The 22111-nt window shown below is 57.2% G+C and carries 18 protein-coding genes; 3 read left to right on the top strand and 15 right to left on the bottom strand.

Annotated elements, in window-relative coordinates; genetic code table 11:
• Window positions 1–20: 20 nt before the first annotated feature.
• The 9 genes from ptsG to HOP44_RS00310 form a co-directional block, all read right to left on the bottom strand.
• Entirely contained in the window at window positions 21–2087 is a 2067-nt protein-coding gene (gene ptsG / locus HOP44_RS00350) for a glucose-specific PTS transporter subunit IIBC (protein WP_172249558.1), read from the bottom strand.
• Between the two features lie 298 nt (window positions 2088–2385).
• Entirely contained in the window at window positions 2386–3231 is an 846-nt protein-coding gene (glcT, locus tag HOP44_RS00345) for a glucose PTS transporter transcription antiterminator GlcT (protein ID WP_172251436.1), read from the bottom strand.
• A gap of 48 nt (window positions 3232–3279) precedes the next feature.
• A complete protein-coding gene (locus HOP44_RS00340) occupies window positions 3280–4134 on the bottom strand; it encodes a YitT family protein (RefSeq protein ID WP_172249556.1) in 855 nt (284 codons plus the stop codon).
• A gap of 246 nt (window positions 4135–4380) precedes the next feature.
• Window positions 4381–5958 (bottom strand): flotillin lipid rafts scaffold protein FloT, encoded by a 1578-nt coding sequence (gene floT, locus HOP44_RS00335; RefSeq protein WP_246369535.1) that lies wholly within the window; start codon window positions 5956–5958, stop codon window positions 4381–4383.
• 1 nt (window position 5959) lies between these two features.
• On the bottom strand, window positions 5960–6499 hold the full coding sequence (locus HOP44_RS00330) for an NfeD family protein (RefSeq protein WP_172249554.1): 540 nt from the start codon (window positions 6497–6499) through the stop codon (window positions 5960–5962).
• 328 nt (window positions 6500–6827) lie between these two features.
• The gene (locus HOP44_RS00325; RefSeq protein ID WP_172249552.1) at window positions 6828–7991 is read right to left on the bottom strand and encodes an iron-containing alcohol dehydrogenase; all 1164 of its coding nucleotides are present in this window, start codon (window positions 7989–7991) and stop codon (window positions 6828–6830) included.
• A 145-nt stretch (window positions 7992–8136) separates the two neighbouring features.
• On the bottom strand, window positions 8137–9732 hold the full coding sequence (locus tag HOP44_RS00320) for a UDP-glucose--hexose-1-phosphate uridylyltransferase (RefSeq protein ID WP_172249550.1): 1596 nt from the start codon (window positions 9730–9732) through the stop codon (window positions 8137–8139).
• 30 nt (window positions 9733–9762) lie between these two features.
• On the bottom strand, window positions 9763–10749 hold the full coding sequence (gene galE, locus HOP44_RS00315) for a UDP-glucose 4-epimerase GalE (RefSeq protein ID WP_172194013.1): 987 nt from the start codon (window positions 10747–10749) through the stop codon (window positions 9763–9765).
• Window positions 10750–10874: 125 nt separating this feature from the next.
• Complete coding sequence (locus HOP44_RS00310) at window positions 10875–12050, bottom strand: galactokinase (protein WP_172249548.1); 1176 nt, start codon at window positions 12048–12050, stop codon at window positions 10875–10877.
• Between the two features lie 163 nt (window positions 12051–12213).
• Between HOP44_RS00310 and HOP44_RS00305 the strand changes: the two genes are divergently transcribed.
• Window positions 12214–13098 carry an AraC family transcriptional regulator gene (locus HOP44_RS00305; RefSeq protein WP_172249546.1) on the top strand — a complete coding sequence of 295 codons (885 nt, stop codon included), beginning with the start codon at window positions 12214–12216 and terminating at the stop codon, window positions 13096–13098.
• A gap of 267 nt (window positions 13099–13365) precedes the next feature.
• On the opposite strand, the gene mgrA is transcribed toward HOP44_RS00305, so the two are convergent.
• From mgrA to HOP44_RS00280, 5 genes are all read right to left on the bottom strand, one after another.
• The gene (gene mgrA, locus HOP44_RS00300; protein ID WP_172249544.1) at window positions 13366–14370 is read right to left on the bottom strand and encodes an L-glyceraldehyde 3-phosphate reductase; all 1005 of its coding nucleotides are present in this window, start codon (window positions 14368–14370) and stop codon (window positions 13366–13368) included.
• Between the two features lie 107 nt (window positions 14371–14477).
• Window positions 14478–15230: an NAD-dependent protein deacylase gene (locus HOP44_RS00295; protein ID WP_172249542.1), complete on the bottom strand. Its 753-nt coding sequence runs from the start codon at window positions 15228–15230 to the stop codon at window positions 14478–14480.
• Window positions 15231–15250: 20 nt separating this feature from the next.
• Window positions 15251–16024, bottom strand: a complete 774-nt coding sequence (locus HOP44_RS00290) for an HAD family hydrolase (RefSeq protein WP_172249540.1) — start codon at window positions 16022–16024, stop codon at window positions 15251–15253.
• 10 nt (window positions 16025–16034) lie between these two features.
• Window positions 16035–16874, bottom strand: a complete 840-nt coding sequence (locus HOP44_RS00285) for an alpha/beta fold hydrolase (RefSeq protein ID WP_343059675.1) — start codon at window positions 16872–16874, stop codon at window positions 16035–16037.
• Window positions 16875–17039: 165 nt separating this feature from the next.
• Window positions 17040–17708 carry a bifunctional 2-keto-4-hydroxyglutarate aldolase/2-keto-3-deoxy-6-phosphogluconate aldolase gene (locus HOP44_RS00280; RefSeq protein ID WP_172249538.1) on the bottom strand — a complete coding sequence of 223 codons (669 nt, stop codon included), beginning with the start codon at window positions 17706–17708 and terminating at the stop codon, window positions 17040–17042.
• Between the two features lie 433 nt (window positions 17709–18141).
• On the opposite strand from HOP44_RS00280, the gene HOP44_RS00275 reads away from it, so the two are divergent.
• Together HOP44_RS00275 and ilvD are read left to right on the top strand one after the other, a co-directional pair.
• The gene (locus HOP44_RS00275; protein ID WP_018975823.1) at window positions 18142–18393 is read left to right on the top strand and encodes a KGG domain-containing protein; all 252 of its coding nucleotides are present in this window, start codon (window positions 18142–18144) and stop codon (window positions 18391–18393) included.
• 368 nt (window positions 18394–18761) lie between these two features.
• Entirely contained in the window at window positions 18762–20447 is a 1686-nt protein-coding gene (ilvD, locus tag HOP44_RS00270) for a dihydroxy-acid dehydratase (RefSeq protein WP_172249536.1), read from the top strand.
• A 192-nt stretch (window positions 20448–20639) separates the two neighbouring features.
• Here the strand turns inward: ilvD and HOP44_RS00265 are convergent, their stop codons facing one another.
• A complete protein-coding gene (locus tag HOP44_RS00265; protein ID WP_172249534.1) occupies window positions 20640–22088 on the bottom strand; it encodes a polysaccharide deacetylase family protein in 1449 nt (482 codons plus the stop codon).
• Between the last annotated feature and the right edge of the window lie 23 nt (window positions 22089–22111).

Raw genomic sequence — 22111 nt, 5'->3', positions numbered from 1 at the left:
GATCTTAATCGCCCTGCGGCTTATTTGATCGAAACGATGTTGGCTTCTCCCGCTTTGACGGTGCCGGTCTTGAGCAGGGTAACTTTGGCACCTTCCGGCAGATTGGAGAAGATGACCGGCGTCATGATCGAAGGAGCATGCTCCCGCACATAAGCCAGATCGACTTCGAGAATCGGCTGGCCCGCCATAACGGCGTCGCCTTCCGCTACCAATACATTAAACCCTTGGCCTTTAAGTTTAACGGTGTTCACACCGATATGGACCAGAATTTCTTTGCCCGCTTCGGACATGATGCCGATCGCATGCTTGCTCGGGAACACATTGAAGATCGTTCCGTTGACCGGCGATACGATATTGCCGTCCGAAGGAAGAACCGCGAAACCGTCACCCGTCATACGCTGCGAGAAGACCGGATCGGGAACATTCGAGATGTCCTGCAGTTCGCCGTTGGCCGGCGACACGATGGTTTCTTCGTTCAGTACGTCGATCGCTTCGGCCGCGTCGGAGGCTGCGGCATTTTTCTCCGGAAGTTCGACGGCGGCAGCCGGCGCTTCGACCGGAGTGCGTCCCGACATGATGTCCTGAATTTGCGATTTGATCGTATCGGAACGTGTTCCGAAGATCGCCTGGATGTTGTTGCCGACTTCCAGTACGCCGGCCGCGCCGAGGTTCTTCAAGCGGTCTTTGTCGACACTGCCGACATTGTTGACCTGAACGCGAAGGCGCGTGATGCAGGCATCGAGGTTCGAGATATTTTCGCGTCCGCCAAGAGCGGACAGAATGTTTTGCGGCAGTTCGCCTGCGGTTCCTTTGCTCTGCGAAGCGCCCGCCGATTCTTCCGTCGCATCTTCGCGGCCCGGTGTCTTCAGGTTAAACTTGCGGATGGCGAAACGGAAACCGAAGTAGTAAATGACTGCCAGTACGAGACCGACGATAATGACATTCCACCAAGCCGTACGGTTCTGAAGAACCCCGAACAGCAGGAAGTCGATCAGACCGCCCGAGAAGGTCATTCCGATCTTGACGTTGAGAAGCTGCATCGTCATGAACGACAGACCCGCGAAGACCACGTGAATCCCGAACAGGACAGGAGCGACGAACAGGAACGAGAATTCCAGCGGTTCGGTGATCCCTGTCAGGAACGAGGTCAGAGCCGCCGAACCCATGATACCGGCCACGTATTTCTTGTGTTCCGGACGGGCTTCGTGGTAGATCGCCAGAGCCGCGGCCGGAAGACCGAACATCATGAACGGGAACTTACCGGTCATGAACATGCCGGCCGTGAAGTCTACGCCGTCTCTCATCTGCGCCATGAAGATCCGTTGGTCGCCGCGGAATACTTCGCCCGCTTTGTTGACGTATTCGCCGAATTCATACCAGAACGGCGAGTAGAAAATGTGGTGCAAACCGAACGGAATGAGCGAACGTTCGATGACACCGAAGACGAAAGCCGATAGCGTCGGATTGCCGTTGATCATCACGTTCGACAGCGAGTTCAGACCGTGCTGAATCGGAGGCCAGACGATCACGAGCAGCAGGCCGACCAGAATCGACATTGCCGCCGTCATGATCGGAACGAAACGTTTGCCGGCGAAGAAGCCCAGATACGACGGCAGTTCGATCCGGAAGAACTTTTTGTACATGACTGCGGCCAGTATCCCGATAATGATACCTCCGAACACGCCGGTGGATAATGTCGGGATGCCGAGCACGCTTGCGTAGCCCAGACCGGTTTCGCCGGTCAGAGCCGGCGTAACGCCGACAACGACGCCAAGCGTGACGTTCATGATCAGGAAACCGACGATCGCCGCGAGGCCCGCAACGCCTTCTCCGTCACATAATCCGACCGCGACGCCGACTGCGAACAGCAGCGGCAGGTTGGCGAAGACGATGTCGCCCGCCTTCATGAGGACGGTTGCGATCGATTGTACCCACTGCACGTCAAGCGCAGGCGCCAATTCCAGGAAATCGGGGCTGACCAGCAGGGTTCCGATCGCCAGCAGCAGACCTGCCGCAGGCAGGATGGCCACCGGCAGCATAACCGCTTTGCCGACACGCTGCAAAAGTCCAAATAGCTGTTTGAACATGGATGTAACTCCCTCTTTGTTGTGTATTTTGTTTTCCTTGTTTCCGACCGACCCTCAACGAAAGTCCTTTTTGAAGACGCAAAAAAGGCATGAACGTACGAAAAATAAAAGGAATACTTCGTGCACGGACCCCCCGGGTACAGCTTGGTCCTTGTAGCAAGTATGCGTTTTATCTTTCGCAGCGATTCATGCCTGATCGTATCAGTGACACATCGTTACAAAGGTCGTTTTAAGTTGGCTTACGTCGGTCATTATAGCATCGCTTCTTACGGTTGGCAAGCCCTTTCACGAACAAAAATCAGATCGATTCTTTTTCGGCCAAACGCTGCAGATGTATGGTCAGATAACTGGCTTCGGGCTTATACACAGGCTGCCCCAGACGTTTCTCCATCACCTTGGTCAGCTTCCAGGCGAGCGAATACATCTCCGGATACTCGCGGCTCAGCAGTTCCGCCAAACGGTCTGTCGAGCGCACTTCTTCGCCCCGGCAGACTCTTTCGATCGCGAAGCGCAGATGGGTCAGCAGCCGGGAATAATCGAGACTGCTCCGGTTCAACCCGCCTTCGATATTCTGCTCGATCAGGTCGATGAGATCCGCAATCAGCTCGGAATGCCCTCTGACCTCGCCGATCGGCCGGTTCGTAATCGCGCTGTGAATATGCAGGGCGACGAAACCGACTTCATCCGGGCCGAGAGAGGTACCCAAACGTTCTTCGATCAGATGCACCACATATTCGGCCAGCTCGTATTCTTCGGGGTAGATCTCTTTGGTCTCATAAAGAAAAGGGTTCTGAAACGTAATCCCTTTCTCGATCCGCTTGAGCGCAAAAGCGATATGGTCGGTCAGCGCGACATGGATATGCTCGTTGAGCGGCGAAGCGCTGCGGGTGCTGATCGTCTGAATCGCTTCGTTCATGACCTCGATCAGCTTCTCGTCGACCTGCGGCAGCAGCTGCTTGTACTGCTCCTGCTCGCGCCGGCTCCGCAAAATAAACATCTTCTCGGCCGCTTCCGGTTCGATCGAATCCCGCTCCGCACGTCCGAAGCCGATCCCTTTGCCGATTGCGACCACTTCGCCGTACTGCGGATCGTCCGCAATAATGACATTGTTGTTCAATACTTTGGACACCAGCATCCGCTTGATTCCGCTCCTTCTCGTTCGCGGCCCGTCAGACCCGGGCCGGAACCTTCTTTATTTTGCAATATCCACGAACCCTTCGCCAAACACGTCGCGTACGTCGTGAATAGTCACGAAAGCGTCTTTGTCGGCTTCTTTCACTATCTTTTTAAGCTGGGAGACTTCCTGTTTATTAATGACGATATAGAGCACTTCTTTGGCTTCTTTCGTGTAAAATCCGTGTCCCGACAGCACCGTGACCCCGCGGTCCATGACCGTATTGACCTGTTCGGCGATCATGTGCTGATGCTTGGAGATAATCATGACCGCCTTTTTCGGGTTCAGACCTTCGATAATGAAATCCATGACCTTCGTGCCGACGTACAGCAGCACAATCGTAAACATAAAATTCTCCACTTCGATTACGAGCAGAGAAGCCACAGCCACCACTACGTCAAAAAACAGCAGGCCGTAGCTGATATTCCAATCCAGATACTTGTTCGCCAATCTCGCCAGAATAACCGTTCCGGCCGTCGTTCCGCCTACGCGCACAATCATGCCGATTCCGATCCCCGCAAAAATGCCGGCAAAAATCGCATTGACCGTTTTCTCGGTCGACTGGATGTCCCAACTCTCCGTGAGATGCAGAAACAGCGAGTTGAACGCTACCGCAAATATTGTATAAATAATCGTCTTTTTGTCCAAAAAACGATAGCCGACCACCAGCAGAATCGAGTTGATGATCAGGTTGACGAGGCCCGGCGACCATTGGAACGAATAGAACAAAATAATCGTAACACCCGTGACTCCGCCTTCGCCAAAGTCGTTCGGAATAACGAACAGATTGACCGCCAGCGCAAAAATAAAGGCGCCGAGCGCGATAAACGCAATATCCGTTATCGTTTTGCTTACCGAATTTTTACTCAGCATTCGTTTTCCCGTCCTTTTCCGGCATTTCGTCTGCGGCGCCGCAGGTTCCGTATTCTTCGGCACACACGCAATCCCCTCATTCTATCCCATAAAAAAAAGGACCGTCAACCCGCATTTTTACTGGAAAAACGCGGGTTTGAGTCCTTTATGCATACTTATTCGAAAACGGTACGGATTCGGCCTGCCGGGAGAGCCTGGCTGGCCTGAAAAAGCAGGGTTCGACGCTTCGCTGCGGCAGCCGTCCTTTTACGCTTGCGGGTCTTTGGACGGACGTTCAGCGAGCGCCACGGCATCGGATCTCGACGCTTTTTCGGCGGCCAGCTTGGCACCGATTTCCGCTTCGCTTGGTCTTGTTCGGCCTCCGGTCAGATTCTGGATCATCTGCTCCAGATCGAGCCCCGATACGCTTTTGAGCATTTCCGGCGCGGTCGCCATCAGCTCCGTCACGTAGCCGCTGACGCGCGAAGCGCCGCCGCCTTCGCCCCGGCCCGTATCGACGACCGTAATCTTGTCGATAGACGCGATCGGCTCGGCGATTTTGCCGGCAAGTTCCGGCAGCATGTTGACGATCACGTCAAGAATCGCCGCTTCGCCGTAGTGTTTGAACGCTTCCGCCAGTTTTTCTTTGGCTTCGGCTTCCGCCGCGCCGCGCAGCCGGATAACTTCCGCTTCGGCCGTACCGCGGGCAAGCTCCGCATCGGCCGACGCAATCCCGTCGAGGCGCTTCTGTTCGGCGGACGCTTTGGCCTGCGTTTCGATCGAATACTGCAGCGCATCGGCTTCGCGCATCCGGCGGGCTTTGTCCGCTTCCGCCGCCACTTCGACCGCATACCGGTCGGCGTCGGCTTTTTTCTTCACTTCGGCATCGTAATGCTTCTGGCGAACCTGGATTTCTTTTTCCTGCAGATCGATTTCGCGGTCTTTGCGTACCAGCTCGACCCGCATCTGTTCTTCAACCGCAACTTGTTTGGCGCGCGCTTCCTGGATCATATACGCCTGGTCGGCGTCGGCTTTGGCCGTGTCCTGGTCGCGTTTGAACGCGGCGATCTTCAATTCTTTTTCTTTTTGCCCTTCGGCAATATTCGTATCGCGGATCAGCTCCGCTTTTTGCCCTTCTTCTTCGGCGCGCGCTTTCTGGATCCGGGAATCCCGTACCGCTTCCGCTTCGGCGATTTCCGCGTCGCGCTTGACCGCGGCAATCCGCGGCTTGCCGAGCGACTCCAGATAACCGTGCTTGTCCCGCACATCCTTGATCGTAAACGAGACGATCTGCAGACCCATTTTCTTCAGGTCGCGGGCGGCGACGCTCTGCACTTCCTGCGCGAAACGATCGCGGTTGCGGTACATTTCTTCGACGGTCATGGAACCGAGAATCGACCGCAGATGGCCTTCGAGCACTTCCTGGGCTTCCGACTTGAGCGATTCGATCGGCTTGCCCATATACTGCTCGGCCGCCGTCGCCACGTCTTCCGTGGAACTGCCGATCTTGATGATCGCCACGCCGTCGGCCAGAACCGGTACGCCCTGTTCCGTATACACTTCGGGTGTCGTCACGTCCAGTTTATGCGACAGCAGCGACAGATATTCGGCTTTTTGGAAAATCGGGAGGATAAAAGCGCCCCCGCCGCGTACGATCTTGATTTTGCGTCCGGCTTCGTCGTCGGCAATATTCTTCGTGCCGAGGAACGAGCCGGTCACCACCATCGCCTCATCCGTGCTGACCGTCTTGTAACGGGCCCAAAAAGCAATCCCCAGTACGAGCAGCACGGCTATGACGATACCCGGAATCAACAGATAATCCGGCACCTGATCGAAAATGCTCATTTTACTCCAACCCCTTTTCTGTTTTTTCGAGTTCGCACACACCAAGCGTTCCGTCTTCGATATCCACCACTACGACCCGGACTCCCGCCGGAATCCAAGCTCCGTCGAAGCTGAACGCGGTATGCAGCGTATTGCCCGAACCGCCCATGCCGACGAGGACTTCGCCGTAGCCTTTCTCCGGTACGGGCACGGTCACTTCACCGATCCGGCCTGTCAGATCCTTCATGGAATATCCGACGGAATTCTCGCTGCCCCGCATGGGCTTGACGTAACCCAGGTAGAGCAGCAGACCGGAAGCGAGCGCACACAGCACCGCGGCCGATACGCTCAAGACGGGGGTCAAGCCCGCATACCGCTCGATCAAAATACCGGCACCGCCAAAAACGGTTACCATGCCGGCCAATACGATCGGCTGCAGGAACTCGAACGATAGCGCATCGAACATTCCGCCCAGCGTGTCACCGATCCAGTCCCCGAACACGACGCTGATCAGCGCAAACATGACGCCTCCCGCCAAGCAGCCAAAGTATAAAGCTTCCATAGGCGTACCCCTCCTTCTTTGTTGAAGGTCGCTCATCCCGATTCCGAAATACGGATCCGTTGGCGATGAGTCTATGATTACATACGGGTGATTGCCGATTTGGTTTCATTATTTTCTAAAAACCTCTCTATTCTCCTTGCTAACGATAAACTTGCGATAAAATTCCCAATCTTGGTTCTGCTTCGTGATCTTCCTAACAAAAAAAAGGTCCGAACCGAAGGAAAGCTTCCTTCGGTTCGGACCTTTATGGCTATCGTGGCGAACGCCGGCAGCAAGCAGGGAAGCTTGTTCCTGCCGGCAGCGCGGCCTAAAACTCATGCCGTATCGCTTACAGCGAAGCTTTGTAGATCGCTACGACATCTTCGCGCTGCAGTTTGTTGAAGTTACCGAACGGTCCGAATTTCATGGCTTTATCGGCCATTTCTTCGATGCGGCTGCCGTCGATCTCGTAATCGGCCAGCGTGCTCGGCGCGCCGATCGAATTCCAGAAGCTTCTCAGCGCCTCGATGCCTTCGAGCCCGACTTCTTCGGCGGATTTGCCGGAAGCGTCGATCCCGAACACGTTGACGGCGAGCTTCTTGAAACGCTCCGGATCGACGTGCAGGCTGTGCTTCATCCAGTTCGGGAACAGGATCGCCAGACCTCCGCCGTGCGGAATGTCGTACACGGCCGATACGGCGTGCTCGACGTTATGCGTCGCCCAGTCGCCGGTGCTGCCCATGCTCAGCACGCCGTTCAGCGCCATCGTGCCGCTGTACATGACGGTCTCGCGCAGCTCGTAGTTCTCCAGGTCGTTGACGAGTGCAGGCCCCGCTTCGATTACCGCGCGCAGCACGGACTCGCAGAAGCCGTCCTGGACCGGCGTGTTGCCTTCCAGGTGGAAATAGGTCTCCAGCACGTGCGACATCATGTCGACCACCCCGTAGACCGTCTGGTCTTTCGGCAGGGAGTACGTGAACTCCGGATCGAGGATCGAGAACGTCGGGAACGAATAGGCGCTGCCCCAGCCGAGTTTCTCCATCGTCTCTTCGTTCGTGATGACCGAACCGCTGTTCATCTCCGAACCTGTCGCTGCCATGGTCAGGACAACGCCTAGCGGCAGTCCGTCTTTGGCGGCCGCTTTGCGTTCCGCGAAGTCCCACATGTCGCCGTCGTATTTCGCTCCGACCGCGATCGCTTTGGCACAGTCGATGACGCTGCCGCCGCCGACCGCCAGGATCAGGTCGATGTTTTCGTTTTTGCACAGGTCGACGCCTTTGTGCACCGTCGACAAACGCGGGTTAGGCTCGACGCCCGCCAGTTCCACAACGTTCGAACCGGTTTCTTTCAGCAGGGCCGTTACGCTGTCGTATAGGCCGGAACGCTTGATGCTGCCTCCTCCGTAAACGAGCAGGATATTTTTGCCGTATTGGGGAACCAAAGTTTTGAGCTGTTCCAATTGGCCTTTGCCGAAAATAAGGCGGGTCGGATTATAGAAAGTGAAAGATTTCATGAGTAAGTGTTGCCCCTTCCTTTTGATAAGTATGTATTTATTATATACCAAGTCCGCGCGAAAACAAAAAGAGCGGCCGCGTCATGCGAAGCAGCCGCCCTTTTCGTTGATGCCCTAGCGCTGTTCTCCTGGTGCGAACATCCGCTTACTGCGCGTCCGTCCGGTTCCAGCCGAAGCTTGCGACGAAGCGGAAAAACGCTTCGCGTCCTGCGGCGTCGGTCTTGTACACGCCGGCATGGCCGAGAATTTCGGTGAACTTCGCGCCCACTTCAAGGCGGACCCGATCGAGCGCCGCTTCCGGTGTCAAAGCGGACCCGCCGCTTTCGATCATGGAACGGATCCACGGCAGATGCTGGGCAAGCGGATGCGCAGCGTCGCTCTCCGCCGCGGCCAGCAGCGCGGAGTCGCCGCTGAGAATCCGGCCGATCTGATCCAGTTCGTCTTTGAGGCGGCCCGGCAGAATCGCCAGCCCCATGACTTCGATCAGGCCGATATTTTCTTTTTTGATATGGTGCATTTCGCGGTGCGGGTGGAAAATGCCCTCCGGATACCGCTCGTCCGTCCGGTTGTTGCGCAGAACCAGATCGAGCTCGTACGCGCCTTCGCGGCGGCGGACGATCGGCGTTACGGTATTGTGCCGAACGCTTTCGCCGTCTTTGCCGCTCGAAGCCTGCACATTGACGCTTGCGTCGCTGTACGTTTTCCACGTTTCATAAATTTCGTTCGCCGCCTTAAGCAGTTCGCTTTGATCGCTGCCGGACAACCGGACAACCGACATCGGCCAGCGGACGATCGACAGTTTTACGGACGGATAGTTCGCATGGGCGAACACCGCTTCGGTAACGGCCCGTTCGATCGCAAACGTATGCTTGCCGCCCTGGAAATGGTCGTGTGTCAGGATCGAACCGCCCACGATCGGCAGATCGGCGTTGGAGCCGAGGAAATAATGCGGGAACCGGTCCGTGAACTGAAGCAGACGGCGCAGCGTATCCTTGGTCAGCTTCATCGGCACATGATCGCGGTGCAGGACGATGCAGTGTTCGTTGTAGTAGACGTAAGGCGAATACTGGAACAGCCACGGCTCGCCGTTCAGCTGAAGCGGAATCACGCGCAGGTTCTGGCGGGCCGGATGGTTGATCCGGCCCGCGTAGCCGATGTTCTCGCGGCAGAGCTGGCATTTCGGATAGACCGGAGGCGGCAGCCGCCGCGCCTGGGCGATTTCTTCCGGCGTTTTCTCCGGCTTGGACAGGTTGATCGTAATCTCGATCGGCCCGAAATCGGATTCGTATGTCCAATACAGGTTCTTGGCGACCCGGTCCATCCGGATATAGTTGGAATCGATGCACCATTTGTAAAAACGGTCCGTCGCCGCCGTGATGCCGCCCTCCTGCTCCGCCGCGAGGAAGTCGCGGGTCACTTCCGACGGACGCGCGAGCAGCAGGCCCATCAGCTTGCTGTCGAGCAGGTCGCGCTGGGTGTCCGTATTTTCCGGGATCATGCCGGTTTGCGCCGCGTAATCGATCAATGTATCCAACATGGGCTGCGGGCCTTCCGGCAGTTCCTCGTCAAGCGCATCGCCGCCGGCGTAAGGCTCGTCGAATCCGAACTGCGCAAGCAGCCGGTTGCGTCCGTAATCGGCGTCCGCCGCTTCCAGCAGGCCTTCCCGCAGCGCAAAGGCGGTCAAGCGCTCGATCGCCCGCAGCGCTTCTTGCTGTACTCCGTTTTTCAACTGTTCGCTCATGAAAGCTGCCCCCGTTATCGTTCTGGTTTTTTAATCGTTATAGCCGTCCGGACGCGATTGGTGCCAGTTCCAGGCGCTTGCGATAATCGTTTCGATATTTTCGCGCGCCGGGCTCCAGCCGAGTACGGTACGCGCTTTGTGGGACGAAGCAATCAGGGTCGCCGGGTCGCCGGCGCGGCGAGGTTCGGTTTTGACCGGAATCTCTTTGCCCGTGACGCGGCGCGCCGTTTCGATGATCTCGCGCACGGAGAAGCCGCTGCCGCTGCCGAGGTTGAATACGTCGCTTTCGCCGCCGTTTTTCAGATAATCGATCGCGCGCAGATGGGCGTCCGCCAGGTCGCTGACATGCAGATAATCGCGGACGCAGGTGCCGTCTTCCGTCGGATAATCTTCGCCGAAAACGGAGATGTGCGAACGCTGTCCCAGCGCCGTCTGCAGCACGATCGGGATCAGGTGCGTCTCCGGACGGTGATCTTCGCCGATCTTGCCGCTGTCGTGCGCGCCGGCCGCGTTAAAGTAGCGCAGAGCGACGTAGCGGACGTTCAGCACACGGTCGTACCAGCGAATCATGCGTTCCATCATCAGCTTCGTTTCGCCGTAGACGTTCGTCGGTTCGGTGCGGTCGGTTTCTTCGATCGGCGTTTTTTCCGGTTCGCCGTAAGTCGCCGCCGTGGACGAGAAGACGATCCGGCGCACGTTCGCCTCGTTCATCGCTTCGAGCAGGCACAGGGTACCGTACATATTGTTGTCGTAGTACTTGCCGGGATTCTCCATGCTTTCGCCGACCAGCGAGTTCGCCGCGAAATGGATCACGCCTTCGATTTCATTTTCCGCAAACAGTTTTTTCAGCAGTTCTTTGTCGCGCAGATCGCCTTCATAGAGCTTGCCGCCCAGCAGCGCGCTTCGATGACCCGTCTGCAGGTTGTCGATCACTACCACTTCTTCGCCGCGTTCGAGCAGAGCCGCCACAGTATGCGAACCGATGTAACCGGCACCGCCGGTAACCAAAATTGCCATTGTCAATTCCTCCTTGGAATGAGGGAGCGAGCGGTCCGCTGTCTGTACGATGCTTGACAGGTCTTCGGCCGCGCGTCCATTTATTTGTTGAAAAAGTGATTCCGCCGTGTGTCGTTCCCGCCCAATCAGTTCGCGCCGAGTTCTTCCACGCCTTCGCCTACGCCGCAGACGTAGAATTCGCCTTCGAGACCCGTGCGCGCTTTGTAGCGTTCGCCGACTTCGGCCACGAAGCGCTCCACATCGTCTTCATGTACAAGCGATACGGTGCATCCGCCGAAACCGGCGCCGGTCATGCGGGCTCCGAGCGTACCCGGAATTTTTCGCGCTTCCTCGACCATAATGTCCAGCTCTTCGCAGCTCACTTCGTACAGGTCGCGCAGGGAGTCGTGGGACAGGTTCATCAGGCGGCCGAATTCATGCAGATCGCCTGCCGTGAGCGCTTCGACCGAAGCCAGCACGCGGGCATTTTCTTCAATGACATGCTGCGCCCGGCTGCGGACCGTCTCGTCGGTCAGAGCGGACTTGAAGTCTTCGAACTGCGAGGGCGTCAGCTCGGCGAGGTAGTTCAGATCGGCTTTGCAGCTTCTCAGACGTTCCAAAGCCTGCGTACACTGCTCGCGGCGTTCGTTATACTTGGAGTCTACCAGACCGCGGCGCTTATTCGTATTGCCGATGACCAATGTGTAGCTGCCCGTTTGGAAAGGAACATGTTTGTACTCAAGCGTATCGCACATTAGCAGGATCGCATGATCTTTTTTGCCGTTGGCTACCGCGAACTGGTCCATGATGCCGCAGTTGACGCCAACGAAGTTGTTCTCCGCCCCCTGCGACAGCAGGGCGATCTCGACCGTATCGCGCTCGTAGCCGCCCATCGAGAGCAGCGCGTAGCCGGTGACGACTTCGATCGATGCGGAAGACGAGAGGCCCGCTCCGTTCGGGATTTCGCCGTGGTAAAGCAGCTCGAAGCCTTTGGATACCGGATAGCCGCGCTCGGCCAGTTCGACCATGACGCCGACCGGATAGTCTGTCCATTCTCCGGTTTTGCTCAGCCCGATCTCGTCGACCTTGATCCGCGCCTCTTCGGGCATGTTGCTCGAAGCGAGGCGGATGATTCCGTCCGCCCGTTCGCGGATGACGAGCGTCGTACCGAATTCCAGCGCCGCCGGAAGGACGTAGCCGCCGTTGTAATCGATATGCTCGCCGATCAGGTTCACGCGTCCGGGTGCATGGAACACACGCGGATCGATATTCGATTCCCCGAATTTTTCCATAAACATTTGCTTGATTTGCTGCGTATTCATTCTGGGCTCACCTCATGGGTTGGTTTGTTCTTCCTGTACCTTTAGTATAAAAGATAGCGTTCTCCCTGATAATGCACCGATGTGCGGACTGCATGGATTTATATGACTTTCGATAAAGAAGCGTTTATACTGGTAAAAACACTTCGGAAAGCGAGGAACGCCCATGACCCACAGCTCTTCCCCGTCCGCGCAGCTGCCGGACTTCTCTTACTCCGTCGCCCCCAATCCGGTATACGACGACAAAGGCATGCTCTATGTCCTGTTCGCCGGCGAAAGTCAGACCCTGCCGGAACACAAGATCGGCCCGAAGATCTACGATTATTTCCTGCTGCATATCGTGGAAGAAGGACGGGGAACGTTCGTGCACGACGGCCAGCCTTACGAACTGGAAGCCGGCGACGCGTTCCTGATCCGGCCCGGCCGGCTGGTGAGCTATATCTCCGATTCCCGCCGACCTTGGCGCTACCGCTGGATCTCGTTCGCAGGAAAGCTCGCCGAGGATACGGTGCGTACGGCCGGCCTCACCCGGCAGCATCCGGTGTTCCGTCCTGCCCCGGAATCGGACATCCCGCGCCTGCTGCTTCACACGCTCGAATCGTTCCGTTCCAGACGCGCCGGCGCCCATTTGGCGTCGCTTGGCTACCTGCACCTGATTCTGTCTGCCGCCGAAGACGTCGTGCGCGGCGATTCGGCGCTGCCCGCCGCAGACACGGCGGGCAGCCTGGCGGTCAAGCAGATGATCCGCTATATGACCGACCAGTATGCCCATCCCGTCTCGATCGAGGACATGTGCCAGAGCCTTGGTTACAACCGCGCCTATCTGTCTCGGCTGTTCAAAAAAGAAACGGGCGCCGCGCCGGTCACTTATCTGCTGCGTCTGCGGATCGATAAAGCCCGCGGGCTGCTGCGCGAGCGGCCGGATCTGTCGATCCAGCAGATCGCGTCGTCCGTCGGACTGACCGATCCGCTGTATTTTTCGCGCCAGTTTCAGCGGCTGCACGGACAGTCTCCGACCGCCTACCGGGAATCCGTACTCAATCGGACGTAAAATCTTCACACGGCGTCCCCTCCCTAAATTAACCGGAAAGCGGCGGCAGAATCCGGCAAAGCGGAATCGGCGAACGGGCCTGCCGCCGGACGCTTTGTCCACTTCCGCAAAGCGCTAATGATAAAGCATAAATCTTCGTCCGAACCCGAATTCCGCTGCTCTATCATGCCAAAAATCCCGAATCTTCCGCACAAAGGCGAAGATTCGGGATTTTAAGCATGCGTCATTTATGTCGCTCGGGCAGCCGTTCCGGCCCTCGCGGTGTTCTTATTGTTCATTCTCCGTCTTGAGGATCTTCTCGATCCGCTCAAGCTCCTCGGCCGAGAACTCCAGCTGTTTGAGCGTCCCGATATTCTCTTCGATTTGCCCCACCCGGCTCGCGCCGATCAGAACGGAGGTCACGCGCTCGCCCCGCAGTACCCAGGCCAGTGCAAACTGTGCCAGGCTTTGTCCGCGGGCAACCGCCATTTGGTTGAGCGCGCGCACCCGGCGCATCGCTTCCGGCGTGATCTGCGTCTGGTTCAGGAACGGCGAAGCGCTCGCCGCACGCGAATCTTCCGGGATCCCATTCAGATATTTGTTCGTCAGCAGTCCCTGCGCCAGCGGGCTGAAAGCGATACTGCCGACGCCGCTCTCGTCGAGCACGTCCTGCAGTCCGTGCTCGATCCAGCGGTTCATCATCGAATAGCTCGGCTGATGGATCGTAAGCGGCGTACCAAGGTCTTTGAGGATAGCCACCGCTTCGCGGGTCTGCTCCGCCGAGTAATTGGACACGCCTATGTACAGCGCTTTGCCGGAACGGACGATATGATCGAGTGCCATCATCGTTTCTTCGAGCGGCGTATCGGGATCCGGACGGTGATGATAGAAAATATCGACATAATCCAGTCCGAGACGCTTCAGGCTCTGATCCAGGCTGGAGACCAGATATTTCCGCGATCCCCATTCGCCGTAAGGCCCGGGCCACATGTAATAGCCGGCTTTGGTCGAAACGATCAGTTCGTCGCGGTATGCCTTAAGATCCGTCGACAGCATGCGGCCGAACATCTCTTCGGCCGATCCCGGCGGCGGTCCGTAATTGTTCGCCAGATCGAAATGGGTGATCCCCAGATCGAACGCCCGGTGCACGATGCTTCGTCCGTTCTCGTAGGCGTCGACGCCGCCGAAGTTATGCCACAACCCGAGCGAGATCGCCGGAAGCTTAAGCCCCGACCGCCCGCTGCGGTTATATTTCATTTGGTCGTAACGTTCTCCGCTCGCCTTGTATTCCATCGATTTTCTCCATCCTTTCGTTTCAAGCTTGCTTCCATCTTAGCGCCGGGTTTGCCGCTTGGCAAGAAAACGATTACATCTTGTCCCTATCCTGCATGAGGCTGATATCAGGCATATCCGAGCAGACGGCGCACCTTTTCGGCGACCGCTCCCATAGGTTCCGAGATCAACAGATCCGCATGGCTGTCGTAAGGAGTCGCCGTACGGTTCAACAGGGCCAGGTGCCCGCCGTCGAACATGCCGACCAGACTGGCAGCGGGCTGGACCGTAAGCGAAGTTCCGCCGACGAGCATCAGATCCGCTTCTTGGATCGCCTGCATCGCGGCTTCCATCACGCTTGAGTCCAGGACTTCGCCGTACAGCACCACGTTCGGTTTGAGCGTTCCGCCGCAGGCGGTGCAGCAGGGAATCCCCGTACTGTCCATTACCGCTTCCAGTCCGTAGACCGCCCCGCACTGCGTACACGTATTCCGCAGTACCGAACCGTGCACTTCCAATACGCGCCGACTGCCCGCTTTCTGGTGCAGGCCGTCGATATTCTGGGTGATGACCGCGTTCAGCCGGCCGGCCTGCTCCAGATCGGCAAGCAGCTTGTGCATGGCATTGGGCTGCGCTTCCCGGTATACCATCCTTTTGCGGTAAAAGTCATAGAACATTTCCGGCTTCCGGTAAAAAAACTCCCGGCTCAGCATGTCTTCGGGCGGATAGGGAAACTCGCGGTCTTCCGTTTCGTACAATCCCCCCGCCGAACGAAAATCGGGAATGCCGCTTTCCGTCGAAGTTCCCGCACCGCCGAAAAATACGATCCGCCGCGCCGCTTCGATCCACTCTGCCAGCACTTCCGCGCCGTCTTTCTCCATATGCCTTCCTCCTCCGCTTCTTATTTCCCGGCGGCGATTTCCAGTTCGTCGTACCCGCCGACCACATAGTCCGCCGCCGACAGATGACCGCGGGGTCCTCCGTTCGGCGCGATGCCGATAGCCAGCGCAGCACCCGCGCGCCTCGCCATCTCCATATCGGCGCCGCCGTCGCCGATCACAATCGCCTGCGCCGGTTCCACGCCGAGGCGCCTGCAGGCCTCGTGCACCAAATCCGGCGCCGGCTTGCCTTCAAGCACCCGGTCCCGCCCTTGGACGGAATCAAACCATCCGTCCAGGCCGGCCCAGCGCAGATGCCGGAGTGCGGACTCCGTCGTGTCCGACGTTGCCGCGGCAATCCGCATCCCGGCGGCCCGGGCTTGTTCAAGCTTCGCGACCAGACCCGGCAACGGACGCACGGGGCGTTCCCGCTCCATCGTCTCTTCCGCGGAGGCGGCGAATCCCCGCACCGCGTCCACGCTTTGATGCCAGGGAATCCCGGCCCCGTACAGCTGCCAGGCCAGAACCCCCGTCATTTCTTCGGCGGTCGCGAGCGCCAGCGGTCCGCTGCGATCATAATCGGCGATGCGCCCATCCGGTGCTCGCACAATGCCGAATGCCCGCTCCGCACTGCCGGTCCATTGCCCTCCGGCGGCGGTCAGCTTCTCCTCGGTCTGCCGGAGCATCTCGTCGGCCCAGCGGCCCCACAGCTCCATAAAATCGAGCAGCGTGCCGTCTTTGTCGAAGATCAGCGCCTCGCAGGCATAGGAGCGTTCTTGAACCGTCAGAAATGCCATACGCTTCCTCCTATTTGGCTCCGGAAGCCGGTATGGCATCCAGCCAAGCCGAGATCAAAGCCACCGTTTGTTCCCGCTGCTTCGCCCCGGAGATCGAAGCTTTCCCGTCGCCTCCCTGGTCGCCGTAGCTGCCGAATTGACCATGGTTGCCGCCTTTTATCACTTCGTACTGAGCATCGGCCGGCAGATATTTGCGTCCTTCCGCATACTTTTCCCGATTCAGCACGTCGTCGCCGGATGCCGTAATCGACAAAGCCGGCATCTGCGCAGCGCTGAGATCGCCTTTGCTTTCCGCGTAGGAAGCCAGGAAAAAGATCCCGGCAGTTTCTTTGGGATGCTCAGCCGCGTAACGTGCCGCAAAAGACCCTCCCAACGAATGTCCGCCGATCGCAAACGTTTCATCCGGATACTTTTCCGCGATTTTCTCCGCTTCGTTTTGTCCCAGAAACGCGAAGTTCAATGGCATCTTCGCAATAAACACATGCCGTCCGGTCTCTGCCAAATCGCGGGCGAATGCGGCGTAAGCTTCCGCTTTGACCCGGCCTCCCGGATAGAAAATAACCCCCGGCTGCTTGGCCGTTTCGCCTTCCACCGGTTCGAACTCGATCCAATCGTCCGTCTGAGACACCGCAACGGCGGCGTCCCCTTTCAGAGCGGCCTGCGCTTCTGCGGAAGGGCCGTAAGGCGTACTTACGTACACGACGGCCGCGGCGATCAGAGCAATCAGCAGCACAATCACAATCGTCAGGACCAGGCGTTTCTTGCCGCGCGGATTCCTTCCGCTTTTGTTTCCTTTTCGTTTTCCGGTTTCGAACGGCCGGATCGGCGATCTTGTTCCCGTCAGCATCATGCTTCCTCCTTACCCTTCTATGGCTTTCCCCGTACCATTATAAAGAAACGCCGCAGTCCCGGCAAAGCCTCCCGCGGATAATTCTGCGCATGCAAAAAGCCCGCACTTCCAAACCGAGGAATCCGTGCGGGCTTCAGCCGGGTCCGGAAGAATCGAAATCCGTACCTAGCGGCTGCGGGCCTGGCGGTAGGCTTCGGCGTACTGCGCCGCTTTCTCGCGAACCTTGGTCATATCGCCGGTCTTCAGCGCTTCGCTGGTCAGATCGGAACCGATCCCTACCGCAACCGCCCCGGCTTCGATCCATTCTCCCAGGTTCGCTACGGAGACTCCGCCGGTCGGCATCAGATTCGCCTGCGGGACCGGTCCTTTGAACGTTTTGATAATCGAAGGCTCGAACATATTTCCCGGGAAAAGTTTCATGACATCGGCGCCCAATTCCAACCCTTTAAGCAGCTCGGCGATCGTGACGATTCCCGGCATCACCGGAATCCGATACAAATTGCACAGCTTGACGGTATCTTCGTTCAAGGCGGGGGACACGACAAACTGGGAACCCGCCATAATAGCCATACGCGCCGTATGCGGCTCCAATACCGTTCCCGCTCCGATCACGGCAAAACGATCCGAGTCGATCGGCGCTTCCGGACTGTAAATACGGCTGAGACGTTCGATCGCTTGAAGCGCGTTCGGCACCGTCATCGTGACCTCGATAATCTTGACGCCTCCGGCAATCGCCTGTTCGGCCATTTCCACCACCTGGTCCGGCGAATCCCCGCGCAGAACCGCCACCACGCCGCAGTCCATAATTCGCTGCAGCACCTTGATTTTCTTCATTCCGCTCATCCCTCTCCGCTTCCGGCCTTCTGCGGCAAATACGGCCGAACGTTTGTAGGTACTTATTCACGCCGCTGTACTCGCTTTCATTGTGCGTCAAACGCTTTTGCGGTGTCAATGAAAAAAACCGAAAAGCACCGATAAGAACGTTCATTTTCGATTTTTTAAACAAATTCTTCAATAATTAAAAGACTGATCCGTGGGCGAAAACGGAGGCTGCGGGCTTGTTCCGCAAGGATTGCAACTCCGATCGGCCGCAAATAAGAAAATAAGCAAAAAAACCAAAAATTTTTTAGACCGCGCCGCTGCAAGGATTTGGAAAGAAAACCTACCCAGGTAGGGCTTTTTCAAGCTTGCTCGGCGTTTCATTGGAAAATGGCGGTGGTAAATAGTTGGTGCACGCGGCAAAAACAACTACTGAGGAGTGATTGAGATGACAAACAGTCAGTCGGGCAACAAGAAAATGAGTCGCGAAGAAGCCGGTCGTATGGGTGGAGAAGCTACGGCCAAGAAACACAGCCGGGAGTTCTACCAAGAAATCGGACGCAAAGGCGGCAAAGCCACGGCGAAATCGCACAGCCGGGAGTTCTATCAGGAAATCGGCCGCAAAGGCGGAGAAGCGACTTCCAACTCCCACGACAAAGACTTTTATCGCGAAATCGGACGCAAAGGCGGCCAGAAGTAACCCGCATTCAGGGCTGCCTCTCGCCCATGCCGTTATTCCCCGCGCGCCAAGCGAAAGAGCCGAAACGAAGTCTGTCAGCGTGTTCGGCTCTTTCGCCTGGGCGCGCTTTTTTGCGTGTCCAAATAAAGGAAGCTCCATTTTTTTGTCCTTTGCTAGAAAAAAGTAACGGCATGTGTTAGACTGTTTAGAAAATTTAGCTTATTTGTTGAGCTGGAGCCGTTCCCGGAATAAACGGCTGCCGCGAGGGGCGAAAGCACAATCCGCTACCTCGTTTCATCTTTATTTCGGTGGCATCACGAGTTTTCGCTTTGCTCGTGAACCGCGCTAAAGCAGGTATTTCAATATATCGTTCTGGGGGAAAAGTCATCATGGTTGCTAAGAAAATGCGTTCCGACATGATCAAAAAAGGGTTCGACCGCGCACCGCACCGCAGCCTTCTGCGTGCAGCCGGCGTCAAGGAAGAAGATTTCGGAAAACCGTTTATCGCAGTCTGCAACTCTTATCTCGACATCGTTCCGGGCCACGTCCATCTGCAGGAATTCGGCAAAATCGTCAAAGAAGCGATCCGCGAAGCGGGCGGCGTTCCGTTCGAATTCAATACGATCGGCGTCGACGACGGAATTGCCATGGGACATATCGGGATGCGCTATTCCCTGCCGAGCCGCGAAATCATCGCCGATTCGGTTGAGACCATGGTTATGGCACACTGGTTCGACGGAATGGTCTGTATTCCGAACTGCGACAAGATCACACCGGGCATGATGATGGGCGCGCTGCGCGTCAATATCCCGACCGTATTTGTTAGCGGCGGCCCGATGAAAGCCGGCAAAGACAAAAACGGCCGCTCCATCTCGCTCACTTCGGTCTTCGAAGGCGTAGGCGCGCACCAAGTCGGCAAAATCGACGACCAGACGCTGCTGGAGCTTGAACAATACGGCTGTCCGACCTGCGGTTCCTGTTCGGGCATGTTCACCGCCAACTCGATGAACTGTCTGGCCGAAGCTCTGGGTATCGCTCTTCCGGGCAACGGTACGATTCTCGCGGTTGCCGAAGAACGCAGAGACTTCGTTCGCCAGTCGGCTACGCAGCTGATGGAACTGATCAAGCTTGATCTCAAACCGCGCGATATCGTAACGGTCGAAGCGATCGACAACGCTTTTGCTCTGGATATGGCCATGGGCGGTTCGACCAACACCGTTCTGCATACTTTGGCTCTTGCACAGGAAGCCGGTATCGAATATCCGATCGAACGCATCAACGAAGTCGCCAACCGCGTTCCTCACTTGGCCAAACTTGCTCCCGCTTCCGACTGGCATATCGAAGATGTGCATAATGCCGGCGGCGTCAGCGCCGTACTGAACGAACTGCTCAAAAAACCGGGTGCCCTGCACGGCGACCGTATCACCGTTACCGGCAAGACGCTTGCCGAGAACGTTCAAGGTCAGGAAATCCTCGATACCGAGGTTATCCACAGACTCGACAATCCGCATTCCGAGCGCGGCGGTCTGGCCGTTCTGTTCGGCAACCTGGCTCCGGAAGGGGCAATCATCAAAGTCGGTGCGGTCGACGCTTCGGTCGGCGGCTATCACAAAGGACCTGCGATCTGCTTCGATTCCCAGGAAGAAGCGCTCGAAGGTATCGCAAAAGGACAAGTCAAAGAAGGTCATGTCGTGGTCATTCGCTACGAAGGACCAAAAGGCGGACCCGGCATGCCGGAAATGCTCGCTCCTACGTCGCAGATCGTCGGCATGGGACTCGGTGCCAAAGTCGGCCTGATCACGGACGGACGTTTCTCGGGCGCATCGCGCGGGATCAGTATCGGTCATATCTCTCCGGAAGCGGCTGAAGGCGGTCCGATCGCATTCGTCGAAGAAGGCGATATCATCGAACTCGATCTGATCAACCGTACGATCCAATTGGAGATCAGCGAAGAAGAATTCGCCGCTCGCCGCGCCAACTGGAAAGGCTTCGAACCGAAAGTGAAAACCGGTTACCTTGCCCGCTATTCCAAACTGGTCACCAATGCCAGCATGGGCGGCGTCCTGAAAATCTAATTTAGCCGTTTTTGCGCAGATCCGCGGTGATAAGCGAATCTGCCGCCTTTTTCTTCGACCAAAGCACAACCAAAAGGACTTCGGGCCGCGCTGCACAGCGCGCTTCGAAGTCCTTTTTGGTCTGCGTGAAATTGACGCCCAAGGCCATATGCTCCGGTTCCGCCGTACCCGGCAAAAATACGAATCCCGCGTTTATCGGACCGCCGCCGCTTCCGCCGGACTGCCATCGGACCGCATAACGGACACGGGCGCTTCCTCCTGCCTGTTTGCAGCCGCCAGACTCTCCGGCGCGGCGGCGGAAACGGAATCGTTCTGGACGGCTTTGCGGCGGCTCTTGCGCTTGTCCGCTTTGAAATCGCGGGTCAGCATCGTTTCCATCGGCATGACCATGATCTTGGGTACCAGAAACTCGCTCTGCTGCTGCAGGCGCGCGCTTCCCGAAGGATGAATCGCCCACAGCAGCAGCTTCAGGTACAACCGGGTTGCCCGTGCAAACCATCCGCTCGAAAGATCATGCACTTCGAAACCGAACTGCTCCGGACCGCGGTTGATCATGCTGACCGCGTAAACCGCTTTGGCTTCGCGCAGATCCGGGTCCTGCCGGATATGCTCCGCAATGCCCGGGAAGCTCTGCTCCGTGCCCCGGATCATCAAAATGGCCAACTGTACCGACGATCGGGAACGGCTGCCGAATTCGAACAGCATTTTGTTATCGAAATGCAGCTCCACGATCGGATCGCCTTTGACAAGCGTGCGGCCGCTGCCGAGCTCGATCGGCCGGCCGGTATAACGCGTCTTGCGGAAATGATACAAAGGCGCACCGTCCGCTTCTTGCAGACGAAAAACAAAACGAAAGCCCCGTTCGTACAGCAGCCAGGCGCCGACCAGCGCCTTTTTGAATGGAGAAACTTGACCCATCTGCTTGCCACCCGCTTTCTTTGTCGTTTCCATCAGCCGTTCCACCGTGACACTGCTCAGCCCTTTGGCATAAGCTTCATCCAAAAAGCGCTCCAGCGCACGCAGCATATTCTCCGGCGCTTTGTCGTTGGCTCCAAGCGTGGCTCCGCAGTCGTGCAGCACCAGCACTTCGCCGCCGCGCATCTTGCGCCGCATCCGTTTGAGCAGCCTTTCTTCGCCCAGACGCTTGCGCCAGTCGCCGAAGATCCCCGACCACAAGACCAGCTGCAGTTCATGGCGTCCGACCAGGTCGAACAAATTCACGATGCCCCAGGGCGGACGGTAGTAAACCGCACGCTCGCCGGTGACCCGTTCGATCACTTCGTTGGTACGATTGATCTGCTTGCGTACCGAACCCGGCCGCATAAGCCAATTCGTACGGTGTATATAGTTGTGAATGCCGATTGCGTGGCCTTCGGCCTGCATTCTTTTCAGCAGATCGGGATGCTGCGCCGCATGCGAGCCGACGACGAAAAAGGTCGCTTTCGCTTCGTAGCGTTTCAGCAGATCGAGCAGCTTTTCCGTATACTGGGGGTCCGGCCCGTCATCGAATGTCAAAGCAAGTTCCGTTTCGCTTTTTCCTTTGCGGAAAGCCCGAAATCCGAAGATCCGGCTGATCAACCCTGGAATAAACGCATAGAAGGAAGATAAATAAAAAAGCCATATCAGCAAGGTTGTTTCCATTTCCGCTCTCCGTTTCTCTATAT

Source organism: Saccharibacillus deserti (assembly GCF_013618475.1).
Taxonomy (GTDB): domain Bacteria; phylum Bacillota; class Bacilli; order Paenibacillales; family Paenibacillaceae; genus Saccharibacillus; species Saccharibacillus deserti.
This window is presented reverse-complemented; position numbering and strand designations above follow the sequence as displayed.

Coding starts and splice junctions, on each gene's coding strand:
- ptsG (WP_172249558.1), bottom strand. CDS start 2,087: ATGTTCAAACAGCTATTTGGACTTTTGCAGCGTGTCGGCAAAGCGGTT.
- HOP44_RS00340 (WP_172249556.1), bottom strand. CDS start 4,134: ATGCTGAGTAAAAATTCGGTAAGCAAAACGATAACGGATATTGCGTTT.
- floT (WP_246369535.1), bottom strand. CDS start 5,958: ATGAGCATTTTCGATCAGGTGCCGGATTATCTGTTGATTCCGGGTATC.
- HOP44_RS00330 (WP_172249554.1), bottom strand. CDS start 6,499: ATGGAAGCTTTATACTTTGGCTGCTTGGCGGGAGGCGTCATGTTTGCG.
- HOP44_RS00325 (WP_172249552.1), bottom strand. CDS start 7,991: ATGAAATCTTTCACTTTCTATAATCCGACCCGCCTTATTTTCGGCAAA.
- HOP44_RS00320 (WP_172249550.1), bottom strand. CDS start 9,732: ATGAGCGAACAGTTGAAAAACGGAGTACAGCAAGAAGCGCTGCGGGCG.
- galE (WP_172194013.1), bottom strand. CDS start 10,749: ATGGCAATTTTGGTTACCGGCGGTGCCGGTTACATCGGTTCGCATACT.
- HOP44_RS00310 (WP_172249548.1), bottom strand. CDS start 12,050: ATGAATACGCAGCAAATCAAGCAAATGTTTATGGAAAAATTCGGGGAA.
- HOP44_RS00305 (WP_172249546.1), top strand. CDS start 12,214: ATGACCCACAGCTCTTCCCCGTCCGCGCAGCTGCCGGACTTCTCTTAC.
- mgrA (WP_172249544.1), bottom strand. CDS start 14,370: ATGGAATACAAGGCGAGCGGAGAACGTTACGACCAAATGAAATATAAC.
- HOP44_RS00295 (WP_172249542.1), bottom strand. CDS start 15,230: ATGGAGAAAGACGGCGCGGAAGTGCTGGCAGAGTGGATCGAAGCGGCG.
- HOP44_RS00290 (WP_172249540.1), bottom strand. CDS start 16,024: ATGGCATTTCTGACGGTTCAAGAACGCTCCTATGCCTGCGAGGCGCTG.
- HOP44_RS00285 (WP_343059675.1), bottom strand. CDS start 16,874: ATGATGCTGACGGGAACAAGATCGCCGATCCGGCCGTTCGAAACCGGA.
- HOP44_RS00280 (WP_172249538.1), bottom strand. CDS start 17,708: ATGAAGAAAATCAAGGTGCTGCAGCGAATTATGGACTGCGGCGTGGTG.
- HOP44_RS00275 (WP_018975823.1), top strand. CDS start 18,142: ATGACAAACAGTCAGTCGGGCAACAAGAAAATGAGTCGCGAAGAAGCC.
- ilvD (WP_172249536.1), top strand. CDS start 18,762: ATGGTTGCTAAGAAAATGCGTTCCGACATGATCAAAAAAGGGTTCGAC.
- HOP44_RS00265 (WP_172249534.1), bottom strand. CDS start 22,088: ATGGAAACAACCTTGCTGATATGGCTTTTTTATTTATCTTCCTTCTAT.